The sequence below is a fragment of the Halomonas sp. McD50-4 genome, assembly GCF_022348135.1.
GTDB lineage: Bacteria > Pseudomonadota > Gammaproteobacteria > Pseudomonadales > Halomonadaceae > Vreelandella > Vreelandella piezotolerans.
In genome coordinates this window covers 21,226-32,418 of the sequence record NZ_JAKRFG010000022.1, presented here as the reverse complement: position 1 = coordinate 32,418, position 11,193 = coordinate 21,226, and the positions used below count along the sequence as shown (strand labels likewise).

The 11,193-nt window shown below is 59.2% G+C and carries 12 protein-coding genes; 2 read left to right on the top strand and 10 right to left on the bottom strand.

Going from position 1 to position 11,193, the window contains the following annotated elements; all coding sequences use genetic code 11:
* Window positions 1-213 precede the first annotated feature (213 nt).
* Window positions 214-1,545 (top strand): deoxyguanosinetriphosphate triphosphohydrolase, encoded by a 1,332-nt coding sequence (locus tag MHM85_RS17830; protein ID WP_139528578.1) that lies wholly within the window; start codon window positions 214-216, stop codon window positions 1,543-1,545.
* Between the two features lie 9 nt (window positions 1,546-1,554).
* Here the strand turns inward: MHM85_RS17830 and MHM85_RS17825 are convergent, their stop codons facing one another.
* From MHM85_RS17825 to MHM85_RS17815, 3 genes are read right to left on the bottom strand one after another with little or no spacing between them, the layout of a single operon-like run.
* Window positions 1,555-2,463 (bottom strand): nuclease-related domain-containing protein, encoded by a 909-nt coding sequence (locus tag MHM85_RS17825; protein ID WP_139528577.1) that lies wholly within the window; start codon window positions 2,461-2,463, stop codon window positions 1,555-1,557.
* A 49-nt stretch (window positions 2,464-2,512) separates the two neighbouring features.
* Window positions 2,513-2,887 carry a translation initiation factor Sui1 gene (locus MHM85_RS17820; RefSeq protein ID WP_219862323.1) on the bottom strand — a complete coding sequence of 125 codons (375 nt, stop codon included), beginning with the start codon at window positions 2,885-2,887 and terminating at the stop codon, window positions 2,513-2,515.
* A 1-nt stretch (window position 2,888) separates the two neighbouring features.
* Window positions 2,889-3,587 (bottom strand): HAD-IA family hydrolase, encoded by a 699-nt coding sequence (locus tag MHM85_RS17815; RefSeq protein ID WP_139528575.1) that lies wholly within the window; start codon window positions 3,585-3,587, stop codon window positions 2,889-2,891.
* Window positions 3,588-3,835: 248 nt separating this feature from the next.
* On the opposite strand from MHM85_RS17815, the gene MHM85_RS17810 reads away from it, so the two are divergent.
* A complete protein-coding gene (locus tag MHM85_RS17810; protein ID WP_139528574.1) occupies window positions 3,836-4,168 on the top strand; it encodes a hypothetical protein in 333 nt (110 codons plus the stop codon).
* Between the two features lie 6 nt (window positions 4,169-4,174).
* Here the strand turns inward: MHM85_RS17810 and MHM85_RS17805 are convergent, their stop codons facing one another.
* The 7 genes from MHM85_RS17805 to tkt all read right to left on the bottom strand — a co-directional run bounded on the left by MHM85_RS17805 (window position 4,175) and on the right by tkt (window position 11,170).
* Window positions 4,175-4,516, bottom strand: coding sequence for a hypothetical protein (locus MHM85_RS17805; RefSeq protein ID WP_239286557.1), 342 nt, complete (start codon window positions 4,514-4,516; stop codon window positions 4,175-4,177).
* 116 nt (window positions 4,517-4,632) lie between these two features.
* Window positions 4,633-5,697 (bottom strand): class II fructose-bisphosphate aldolase, encoded by a 1,065-nt coding sequence (gene fba / locus MHM85_RS17800; protein WP_139528572.1) that lies wholly within the window; start codon window positions 5,695-5,697, stop codon window positions 4,633-4,635.
* A gap of 64 nt (window positions 5,698-5,761) precedes the next feature.
* Complete coding sequence (locus MHM85_RS17795) at window positions 5,762-6,931, bottom strand: phosphoglycerate kinase (RefSeq protein ID WP_219862326.1); 1,170 nt, start codon at window positions 6,929-6,931, stop codon at window positions 5,762-5,764.
* A 57-nt stretch (window positions 6,932-6,988) separates the two neighbouring features.
* Window positions 6,989-8,017: a glyceraldehyde 3-phosphate dehydrogenase NAD-binding domain-containing protein gene (locus MHM85_RS17790; protein ID WP_139528570.1), complete on the bottom strand. Its 1,029-nt coding sequence runs from the start codon at window positions 8,015-8,017 to the stop codon at window positions 6,989-6,991.
* A 59-nt stretch (window positions 8,018-8,076) separates the two neighbouring features.
* A complete protein-coding gene (locus tag MHM85_RS17785; RefSeq protein ID WP_058576733.1) occupies window positions 8,077-8,799 on the bottom strand; it encodes an LrgB family protein in 723 nt (240 codons plus the stop codon).
* Window positions 8,789-9,142: a CidA/LrgA family protein gene (locus tag MHM85_RS17780; protein WP_219862328.1), complete on the bottom strand. Its 354-nt coding sequence runs from the start codon at window positions 9,140-9,142 to the stop codon at window positions 8,789-8,791. The genes MHM85_RS17785 and MHM85_RS17780 overlap by 11 nt, the downstream gene beginning before the upstream one ends.
* Window positions 9,143-9,178: 36 nt before the next feature.
* Entirely contained in the window at window positions 9,179-11,170 is a 1,992-nt protein-coding gene (tkt, locus tag MHM85_RS17775) for a transketolase (protein ID WP_219862330.1), read from the bottom strand.
* Window positions 11,171-11,193: the final 23 nt, after the last annotated feature.

Sequence of the window (11,193 nt, the reverse complement as noted above, 5' to 3'; positions counted from 1 at the left end):
GAAACCCCGGCCATCTGGTCGGGGTTTTGCTTTTTAGGGGTCTCCCCCTGAAGAGTAGCGGAGCGCCGCCCGCCGGGTGGCCGGCCCGAACATAATCAGGCACTTATACCGCAAAGAACCCAGCCAACCGGCTGGGTTTTTTGTTTGTCCATCGATCCCGTCGTTTTATGTCAGCCTTTTTATGTCAGAATGTGCACTCCAAGGAGGAGCGCTATGACACAAATGCAATGGGATCAATTACTTTCCCCTCGACGCCTTCACGATAAACGAACAGACAGCACCCGAGAAATTGGGCGCAGCCCCTTTCATAAAGATCATGATCGCATTGTTTTTTCCGGCTCTTTCCGACGCTTGGGCCGTAAAACCCAGGTTCATCCTCTGACGGAAAATGATCATATCCACACGCGTTTGACTCACTCCCTCGAAGTTGGCTGCGTTGGCCGTTCGCTGGGGATGATCGTCGGTGAACTACTGCGTGACCGTCTCCCCGATTGGATAACGCCTGCCGATCTTGGTGTCATCGTGCAAACCGCGTGCCTTGGGCACGACATTGGTAACCCGCCCTTTGGTCACGCCGGTGAGTACGCTATCCGCGACTGGTTCCGTCGCGCCCAAGGAAGCGGGCTTCTGGATGGTCTGTCCGAGGCCGAGCGTGAAGACCTGTTGACCTATGAAGGCAATGCGCAAGGCTTTCGGGTGATTACCCAGATCGAGTACAACCAGTTCAACGGTGGCATGCGCCTATCGGCCGCCACCTTGGGCACACTGCTGAAGTATCCATGGACGGTGCGCTATGGCGGGCGAGCGGGTAAGTTTGGCTGCTATCAGTCCGAACAGGCGCTGTTAACCGAGGTAGCAGATGCGGTTGGGTTACTTCCTCAAGGGGAGCAGCGCTGGTGTCGCCACCCGTTGGCTTGGCTTGTCGAAGCGGCAGATGATATTTGCTACGCCTTGCTAGACCTGGAAGACGGTCTGGAGATGGGCATTTTGCGCTACGAGGAAGTGGTCGAGATTTTGCGCCAAATTGCCGGTGAGTTCCCACCGGAGTATGCCGAGATGCAGCGTAAAAATGTCTCGCAACGCCGCCGTATTGCCTTGCTCAGGGGCGCTGCCATGGAGCGGGCCGTGAATGATGTAGGTGCGGTATTCGTGCAGCATGAGCAGGCGCTACTCAGCGGTACCCTCAGCGAAGATCTGTTAGAGCTGTGTCACCCGGATTTGGGCTGGGGGGTGCAGTCGGCCAAGCAGCTGGCTCGTGAGCGGATATTTCAAAATGAGCGTAAGGCAAAGCTGGAAATTGGTGCCTACACCACGCTGGGAATTTTGTTGGAAGCCTTTATCGGCGCGGCTCATGAGTTGCATCACACGGGCCACAGCTCTTTCAAACACCAGCGGGTACTGGCACTGATCGGTGAGAACACGCCACTGCCGTCATGGACGCTCTATGACAGCTACCGTCGCATGCTGGACTTCATTGGGGGGATGACCGACCACTATGCAGTCGATCTTGCTCAGGAGATGGGCGGGCGGCTGCGCGGCGATTGAGCCCGGCCCTCACACGGATGGCTGGCGAAGGTGTTTGAGTTCCATCAGCCGTGCCCGCTCTAGCAAAATATGGATAACCTTGTCATGAATGGCATCGCTCATTTGCCCAGGCGTGAGCTCCGTCAGCTGGCGTGCCAGCTGTTCTCCGCTAACGACCAGAATGTCCGGTGAGGCCTCGCTGGTGTCGATCTCCCAGCCCGGCAGCACCAGAACGCCTTTTACCGGTACGGGCACGCCGCAACGCCGTTCGAGCCACTGGCTGAGCCAGCTAACGCCCTGGCGCGTTTTATGTAGGGGTCGCCGCTCCTGCCAATGGGGGAAGCGCAGTCGCTCACGCTCGACTGCGACGCAGTTCAGCTCTTTGCCATCGCTGCCAATGGCCAGTGCCCTTGCGCGAGTTTCCACGACGAACACGCCATGGGGCGTGACCACGACATGGTCGATGGTAAAGCTATCCGTGGGAACGTCGTGAAAGACGTAATAGGGATGCGCCTCGGGACGTACTAAACGCTCCAGCTCTTGGCCCACGGCAAGTTCGCAGGCAAGACCGAGCTTCAAGCGGCGAATGCGCTGATAGTCACGCACCAGCAGCAGTGAAAATGCCAGCACCAAGAGCGTGCTCAGCAGCCCATATAGCGCCCATTCGACCCAGTCCTGTTTATCGACGAAGAGCATCCGTCCCATACCATAGACGAGCGGTGCAAGGCTGACCAAGGGCCCCAATGTACCGTTAAGAAACAAGCTGGAAAAGGCTTGATCGAGCCTGTGACGCAGCGCTTGGCCCGGTTCGCGCAGCGGTGCATCGAAAGGGGAGTGAACGCGGGCATCGTGAAGGCTACGCAGGGCTAATACGATGCCGCCCATGGCTGCCATGGGAAACAAAAAGATCAGCGGTAGCAGGTATTCCAACCAAACCATTGTCGTGCCTTGCCCTTTCGCCAGGAGCTGAGAGTATGCGTTGGACGCGTCAACCGCCAGCCAATTTCACTTGATAACCCATTGAGGTTAAGGCATCGCGCAGAGTTTCGCGATGGTCACCCTGGATTTCTATGACGCCCTCTTTGACAGCGCCACCGGTACCGCAGCGCTGCTTGAGGGTTTTGGCGAGTACTTTGAGTTCTGCCTGAGTCAGAGGCACGCCGCGGATGGTCGTGACGCCCTTGCCTTTTCGGCCGCTGGTTTCACGGCGGATGCGCACGATACCGTCCAGTTCGGCCAGGCGCGCTTGTTCGCTGCTGTCTTCACAGCGACAGTCATCGATCGGGGCCCGGCAGTCGGGACACGTCTTGCCATGCTCAGTGGAGTAAACGAGGCCACCGAGCTGATCACGTAATGAGGCCATACTATTTCTCTGTTGAGTGATGGGGCATTGCCGCCTGCCATCGCTCGTGAGTCAGTTGTTCAACGACCGCAGGTAGCTGATACATGTTGCTAATCATAATAGCGCCTTCCGGCGTTGCCTCGGCATCGGGAAAGCGATTCAGATGAATGACGGTCATACCTGCCTGCAGGGCTGCCTGTACGCCAACGAGCGCATCATCAATGGCAATGCAGTCGTGTGCCGCAAAGCCCATGATACTGGCTGCGTGAAGATGTAAACAGGGCTCTGGCTTCCAACAGTTGGCGGTGTAGCCGCTAAACAGCCGGTGACCGAAATACGCGCTGAGGCCGGTGGCGTTCAACGCAGTGCGGATCTTGGTTTCAGGTCCGTTGGAGACGACGGCGCTGGGGTAATGTGCCAAGGCGTCGAGCGACTCCCGGGCGCCGGGAATGGTGGTGAGTTCGCGGGCAAGACGCTCAGCCAAGTTGGCGCGCATGGTTCGCTCCATGCGGTCCAAGCGTTCGCCATCGACTTCGCCATGACGCGTTTGCAGTTCTGCCACGATGCGTCGGAAGCGGGCACCTCGAAACTCCCCTAAATAATCGGAAGAAGCAAATGGTAGGCCCACCGTGTTTAGGCCACGAGCCATCTCTTCGGCCAACAAGGGTTCGCTATCGACGAGAGTGCCATCACAATCAAACAGCAGAAGTGGAAGCGGCATGAGAGTTCCTTGCAGCGTGACAAGCGCTACTCACGTTAGTTTAAGCCGACTAGGCCACTATTGAACGAGATTTTTCGAGCTTTGTGAACACTGTTTTATAATTTTTTACAGTGTGTCTGCTCAAGGGAAGCGCTGCCCGCTACGGATATGATGGCAACGCTTCAGTTTTCAGGCACTCCATGTGAATCGCTATGAGACCGGCTATAGTAGGTAGGCGACGCCGCAATAACCATAAAATGGAGATATATATGCGACTTACCCCTTGGTTCCTATCATTGGTGGTGGGCACTGTGCTCATGACCTCTGCGGGCAGCGTATTGGCAGAGCCGGAAACCGACGCCAGTAGCGAGCAGCACCAGGCGCTGGATGATGCGGCTCTGGAAGAGAAATACGGTATCAAGGCCGGTGCCGTTCAGCGTGATGAAGCCACCGAAACGGCGGCAACGGAAGAGTCGGAAGACACTGCTGACAACGGTAGTGAAGAGCGTGACAACACCGAGGGTGGTACCGGCGGTACCGGAAGCGCCGAGGATGCCATCGAGAACGGCGAGGATGAGCAGAGTAACGACGATAACGAGTGACCGCGCTTAGCGAGAAAGGCGTCGTGAGTTGGCGCTGCTGCGTCGATGGTAAGGTTGCATGGCTTTCTGGCTGGTAATCCACCAGTGCGCATAGCGCCCGCTCATGGCGTTGAGCAACGCTTTTTGCACCACAAGGCCAGCTTCCATGCTGGCCTCCATTTTTTCAGTCACCATGCGCTGATTTTCTCGCATCATGGAAGGGCTAAAAAAGGGCTGTGTTTGCCAAAGCTGTTGGCGTCTGGCGATGGTGGACAATGACGAGCTCCACAGCTCCATCCCCATCATGCTGGCTTTCCACAGGTCGAATAGGGCTGTCGTAGTGTAAAAAGAGGGTGGAGAGTGCTTCATGGTGAGACCTATCTGATGAGAAATGATGGCTGACTGTCTTTAGTCATAGTCTATTTTTGCTGCATTGCAATAAAAAAGGCGGCCTGCAGGCCGCCTTTATATAAAGGGTGTACCGTTTATTTGATTTTGGGTGCCAACTCGCCGCGCTCGTAGCGCTGGAACATTGCTTCCAGGCTGATCGGTTTGATTTTGCTTGCGTTGCCCGCCGTGCCAAACGCTTCGTAGCGGGCGATACAAAGATCGCGCATGGCGCTGACGGTCTCTTTCAAGAATTTGCGCGGATCGAATTCCGACGGATTCTCCGCCATGAAGCGACGCACGGCACCGGTGGAGGCTAAGCGCAGGTCGGTATCGATGTTGACCTTGCGAACGCCGTGCTTGATGCCTTCGACGATTTCCTCGACCGGGACGCCGTAAGTTTCTGGGATCTGGCCGCCGTAGCGGTTGATCACTTCCAGCCACTCTTGCGGAACGGAGGAGGAGCCATGCATGACCAGGTGGGTATCCGGAATGCGCGCATGGATCTCTTTGATACGCTGGATGGAGAGGGTGTCGCCGGTCGGCGGCTTGGTGAATTTGTAAGCGCCGTGGCTGGTACCAATGGCAATCGCCAGCGCGTCGACCTGAGTCGCCTTGACGAAGGCGGCGGCTTCTTCGGGGTCGGTCAGTAGCTGTTCCATGTCCAGCTTACCTTCGGCACCAATGCCGTCCTCTTCACCGGCCATGCCGGTTTCCAGGCTACCCAAGCAGCCCAGCTCGCCCTCGACCGATACGCCACAGGCGTGGGCCATCTCGACCGCGCGACGGGTAACATCGACGTTGTAGTCGTAATCCATCGGCGTCTTGCCATCTTCGCCTAGCGAACCGTCCATCATCACGGAGGAGAAGCCCAGCTGGATCGAGCGCTGGCAGACAGCGGGGCTGGTGCCGTGATCCTGGTGCATGACCACCGGGATGTGCGGAAACTCTTCCACCGCCGCCAGAATCAGGTGGCGCAGGAAAGGCGCACCTGCATATTTGCGTGCGCCAGCGGAAGCCTGCACGATCACCGGAGAGTCGGTGGCATCGGCGGCTTCCATGATCGCCCGCATCTGTTCGAGGTTGTTGACGTTGAATGCAGGGATGCCGTAGCCGTATTCGGCGGCGTGGTCGAGCATCTGGCGCATGCTAATTAAAGCCATGGGGTCACCTTGTCGGTTGTCGGTGTGAACGGGTGCAGTGAGCGTGTAGTGTTATCGTGTCGCTTCAGCCGCGCTTTGCTGCGGCTTCTAATGCGGCTACCGCCGGTAGCTGTTTGCCTTCGACGTACTCTAGGAACGCGCCGCCGCCGGTGGAGATATAGGAAACACGGTCGGCAATAGCGTACTTGTCGATAGCGGCCAGGGTGTCGCCACCGCCGGCAATCGAAAACGCGCTGCTCTCGGCAATGGCATGCGAGAGCACCTCGGTGCCTTTGCCAAATTGATCGATTTCGAAAACGCCCACGGGGCCGTTCCACAAGATCGTGCCGGCGTCTTTCAGCAGGCTGGCCAAGTGGGCGGCGGTGTCTGGGCCGATATCCAGAATCATCTCGTTATCGGCCACTTGGTCCACCGGCTTGACCACTGCATCGGCGGATTCCGAGAACTCCGTTGCCACGACGACGTCCGTGGGCAGCGGAATGGAGACTTTCTCCATCAGCGCTTTGGCTTGACCGATCAGGTCGGCTTCGTAGAGCGATTTGCCCACATTATAGCCCGCCGCTGCGATAAAGGTGTTGGCGATCCCGCCGCCGACGATGAGCTGGTCGCACTTGTCAGAGAGGGCGGTCAGCACGTCGAGCTTGGTGGAGACCTTGGAGCCGCCCACGATAGCCGCCATTGGGCGTGCTGGGGTTGCCAGTGCTTTCTCCAGCGCGTCCAGCTCTTGGGCCAGTAGCGGTCCTGCACAGGCGGTGGGTGCAAAGCGGGCGACGCCGTGGGTGGAGGCTTGCGCACGGTGGGCGGTGCCGAAGGCATCCATCACGAATATGTCGCAGAGCGCGGCGTACTGCTTGGCGAGAGATTCGTCGTCTTTCTTTTCACCGCTGTTGAAGCGTACGTTCTCGAGCAGTACGACATCGCCGTTGTCGAGCGTAGGGGCGGTGTCGAGGTAGTCGGTGATCAGTTTGACGGGGCTGCCCAGCAGCTCGCTCAGATGCTCGGCCACAGGGGCGAGCGAAAACTCATCGGCGGGTTCGCCTTCCGTGGGGCGGCCGAGATGGCTCATGAGCAGCACTTTGGCGCCGGCTCTGGCCGCTGCTTGAATGGTCGGCAGCGCGGCGCGAAGGCGGGCATCGCTGGAAACACGGCCGTTTTTGATTGGCACGTTCAGGTCTTCACGAATCAGCACACGCTGCCCTTCCAGGGGCAGGTCGGTCATTTTTTGCACGTTCATGTGAGCGGTTTCCTCGTGTTCAAGCGAATGTCAGTGCGCTAATGGGGGGACCCATTCTTAGCGAAACGTTGCCAAGCGCTGGCTGATGTCCAGCATGCGGTTGGCAAAGCCCCACTCGTTATCGAACCAGCACAGCAGTTTGATCAGACGCGTGCCGGCCACGCGGGTTTGGGTGGCGTCTAGGATGCCAGAGCGGGGATCATGATTGAAATCGATCGATGCCATGGGCGCTTCGGTATAGCCTAGCACGCCATGCAAGCGCTGCTGACTAGCGCGTTGCAGTAGCGCGTTGACTTGCGCGGCGCTGGTATCGCGTCGCACGGTCAGCGCGGCATCCATGGCCGAGACGTTGATGGTAGGCACCCGCACGTGCAGGCACTCGAAACGTCCAGTCAGGCTGGGCATCAGGCGACTGATGCCGACCGCCAAGCCGGTATCCACCGGTACGATCGACTGCATGGCGGAGCGCGTCAGGCGCAGATCGGTGCGATGGTACGCATCGATCACCGGCTGGTCGTTCATGGCCGAGTGAATCGTGGTGGTAACACCATGCTCCAAGCCGAGCGCTTCATCCAGTACGGTGAGCAGCGGCACCAAGCAATTAGTGGTGCAGGACGCCGCAGAGAGGATGCGCTGCGTGGGCGCGAGCTCATGCTCGTTGATGCCCCATACGATGGTGGCATCCACATCGTTTTCCGCGGGCTGGGAGAACAGCAGTCGCTTGGCCCCTGCCGCCAAGTGCTGCTCAGCGGTAGCGCGGTCCTTGAAGCTGCCCGAGCACTCGAGCACTAGGTCGATCCCTAGTGCTTCCCAGGGCAGTGCGCGAGGGTCGCGTTCGCACAATACCTGGATGCGCTGGCCGTTGACGAACAGGGCGCTACCATCGTTGTCCACCTCCCCCGGGAAACGACCATGAGTCGTGTCGTAACGGGTGAGATAGGTGATGGTGGCAAGGTCGGATAGCTCGTTGATCGCGACGACTTCAAGCGCCGGGTGCTGGCGCTCCACCAAGGCTCTCAGCACGCATTGGCCAATGCGCCCATAACCATTGATGGCAATGCGATATTTAGCGGAAGCGTTCGCCATGATGCGATGCAGCTCTTGAACAAAGTGGCCCGATGATAACGCATTTCATCGGGGGTTGCTTATCCCGCCCCTAGCCCCACCAGTTGCCAAGCAAGCGGTAGCAGCAGAGCGGTAAAAATCCCGGTGAGGCTCATTCCGAGCGAGGCGAACGCTCCGGCGGTCGGACTGATATCGAACGCGCGCACGGTGCCGATGGCGTGACCATTGAGCCCCAGCGCAAAACCGATGATACGTTCGTCATGAATGTGCAGTAGCCTCGCCAATAGACTCACGAAAGGAATGGTCAGCACCCCCGTCACCAGCAGCGCGCCCATGAGGAGTGCCACGCTGCCGCCAAGTTGTTCCGTGATGCCGATGGCGATGGGCGCCGTCACCGATTTGGCCGCGATCGAGGCCAAGATCTCCGGACCCGCGCCGAGAAGCCAAGCAATGCCAAGGGCGTAACAAGCGGCCAGAGTGGCAGCGATAGGCAGGCAAGCCGCCAACGGCTGCCACAGCGCACGAATGCGCGGTAGCTGTTGGTAAAGCGGCATGCCCAACGCCACGGTGGCTGGACCTAGCAGGACCGTCAGCCAGGTTGCGCCTTGCTGATAGGTGGCATACGGCAAGCCCAACAAGGCCAGCGTCGCGGCCAGCAGCAGAGCAGCGATCAAAATCGCCGGGAGCCAGGAGGGTTTACCCAAGCGCGTGAAAAGGGCGCTGCCCACAAGGTATGCGGCCAAGGTAAGCCCAACGGCCAATAACGGCGTGGCGGTCAAGGTAGGCAGCAAGCTAGTCGGCATGGCGGTGCCCCATCAATCGCTTGAGCAGCCACAGTGTCGTGAACACACTCAGTAGCGTCCCCAGCAGCAGAGCCGCCACGATGGCCAGCCACTGGCTTGCCAGTTCATCGAGAATGAAGAACACGCCTACCACGCCTGGCATGATCAGCATAGCCAAAAGTGCGATCAGCGGTTGGGCGGCGGCGGCAAGGCTAGCAGGTACTCTACCGATAACGGCAAGAGTGATGCACAGCAGTAGCATGCCCACCACTCCAGAAGAAATAGGTAAACCGGAGAAGTGGATCACGACTTCTCCGATTAACCAGTAGCTAATTAGCCATAAAAGGCCGTTTAGCGCGGGCATCGTAATGCCCGCACCAGGCGCCGTTTAAGCGAGGGGTTAACCCAGCAGCTCATTGGCTTGTTTGACGATGTTCTCGACGGTAAAGCCGAAGTGCTTGAACAGCTCGCCCGCGGGTGCCGACTCACCGTAGGTGGTCATGCCAATCACGCGGCCGTCGAGGCCCACGTACTTGTACCAGTAGTCGGCGTGGCCCGCTTCGATGGCGATACGCTTGGTCACGGCTTTGGGCAACACGCTTTCACGGTAGTCGGCATCTTGGCCGTTGAAGCGGTAAGCGGACGGCATGGAGACCACGCGCACGGCGTTACCTTGCTGCTCCAGCTCGGCCGCGGCATCCATCGCCAAGGCGACTTCGGAGCCGGTCGCGATCAGGATGAGGTCCGGCGTGCCGTTGCACTCTTTGAGTACGTAAGCGCCGCGCTGAATGGACGCCAACTGCGCCTTGGTGCGCGCCTGATGCGGTAGGTTCTGACGTGAGAGCACCAGCGCCGTCGGGCCGGAGTGGCGCTTGATTGCGGCATCCCAGGCGGCAGCGGTTTCCACTGCGTCACAGGGGCGCCAGGTATTCAAATTCGGCGTAGTACGCAGGCTGGTGAGCTGCTCGATCGGTTGGTGGGTCGGGCCATCTTCACCCAGGCCGATGGAGTCGTGGGTAAATACGTAGATAGCCTGCTGGCCCATCAATGCCGCCATGCGCACGGCATTGCGCATGTACTCCATGAAAATCAAGAAGGTTGCGCCATAAGGCACGAAACCGCCGTGTAGAGCGATACCGTTCATCACTGCGCCCATGCCGAATTCACGCACGCCGTAGTGGAGATAGTTGCCGCTGGCATCGTCTGGAGTGATCGCCTTGGCGCCCTTCCAGAACGTCAGGTTGGAGGGCGCCAAGTCGGCGCTGCCACCGAGCAGTTCCGGCATTTGCGGGCCAATCACGTTCAGTGCTTCGAACGATGCTTTACGCGAGGCAATGCTGTCCCCTTTTTCTTGCGCCTGCTCGATCAATGCCGTCGAGGAGAGCTCGGCGGGCAGCTGTGCCTTCATGCGGCGCTCGAACTCTCGCGCCTCGGTGGGGAAGGCTTCCGCATAGCGAGCAAAGCGGGCGTCCCACTCTTGCTGACGCTGTTTGCCAGCGTCGCGAGCATCCCAGGCAGAGTAGATCGGCTCGGGGATATGGAACGGCGCGTGCTCCCAGCCCAGCTGTTGGCGCGCCAGGGCTACTTCGTCATCACCCAGCGGTGCGCCGTGGGCTTCTTCTTTGCCCTGCTTGTTGGGCGCTCCAAAACCAATGATGGTTTTACAGATGATCAGAGTCGGCTTGTCGTCGTGGCTCTTCGCCAGTTCGATGGCTGCTTTGATCTCGTCAGGCTTGTGGCCATCGACGTTGGGCACCACGTGCCAGCCATAGGACTCGAAGCGCTTGGCAGTATCGTCGGTGAACCAGCCGTCGACTTCGCCATCGATGGAGATGCCGTTGTCGTCGTATAGCGCAATGAGCTTGCCTAGCTGCTGAGTGCCCGCAAGAGACGCCGCTTCGTGGGAGATACCCTCCATCAAGCAGCCATCACCCAGGAAACACCAGGTGTGGTGGTCGACGATGGTGTGGCCGGGGCGATTGAACTGCGCGGCCAGCGTTTTCTCGGCAATGGCGAAACCGACCGCGTTGGCAAAGCCTTGGCCCAGCGGGCCAGTGGTGGTTTCGATGCCAGGAGCGTAGCCGAACTCCGGGTGGCCAGCGGTGGGCGAGTGCAGCTGGCGGAAGTTTTGCAGCTGTTCCAGGCTGAGTTCGTAGCCGCTCAAGTGCAGCAGCGAGTAGAGCAGCATGGAGCCGTGGCCATTCGACAGCACGAACCGGTCGCGATCGGCCCACTTGGGGTCTTCGGGGTTGTGCTTGAGGTAGTCATTCCACAGCACCTCGGCAATATCAGCCATACCCATGGGGGCGCCAGGGTGGCCGGATTTGGCCTTCTGAACGGCATCCATGGAAAGGGCGCGAATGGCATTGGCCAGCTCAAAACGGGACGGCATGGGGGTGCTCCTCGCCTGAAAAC

Coding starts and splice junctions, on each gene's coding strand:
- MHM85_RS17830 (WP_139528578.1), top strand. CDS start 214: ATGACACAAATGCAATGGGATCAATTACTTTCCCCTCGACGCCTTCAC.
- MHM85_RS17825 (WP_139528577.1), bottom strand. CDS start 2,463: ATGGTTTGGTTGGAATACCTGCTACCGCTGATCTTTTTGTTTCCCATG.
- MHM85_RS17820 (WP_219862323.1), bottom strand. CDS start 2,887: ATGGCCTCATTACGTGATCAGCTCGGTGGCCTCGTTTACTCCACTGAG.
- MHM85_RS17815 (WP_139528575.1), bottom strand. CDS start 3,587: ATGCCGCTTCCACTTCTGCTGTTTGATTGTGATGGCACTCTCGTCGAT.
- MHM85_RS17810 (WP_139528574.1), top strand. CDS start 3,836: ATGCGACTTACCCCTTGGTTCCTATCATTGGTGGTGGGCACTGTGCTC.
- MHM85_RS17805 (WP_239286557.1), bottom strand. CDS start 4,516: ATGAAGCACTCTCCACCCTCTTTTTACACTACGACAGCCCTATTCGAC.
- fba (WP_139528572.1), bottom strand. CDS start 5,697: ATGGCTTTAATTAGCATGCGCCAGATGCTCGACCACGCCGCCGAATAC.
- MHM85_RS17795 (WP_219862326.1), bottom strand. CDS start 6,931: ATGAACGTGCAAAAAATGACCGACCTGCCCCTGGAAGGGCAGCGTGTG.
- MHM85_RS17790 (WP_139528570.1), bottom strand. CDS start 8,017: ATGGCGAACGCTTCCGCTAAATATCGCATTGCCATCAATGGTTATGGG.
- MHM85_RS17785 (WP_058576733.1), bottom strand. CDS start 8,799: ATGCCGACTAGCTTGCTGCCTACCTTGACCGCCACGCCGTTATTGGCC.
- MHM85_RS17780 (WP_219862328.1), bottom strand. CDS start 9,142: ATGCCCGCGCTAAACGGCCTTTTATGGCTAATTAGCTACTGGTTAATC.
- tkt (WP_219862330.1), bottom strand. CDS start 11,170: ATGCCGTCCCGTTTTGAGCTGGCCAATGCCATTCGCGCCCTTTCCATG.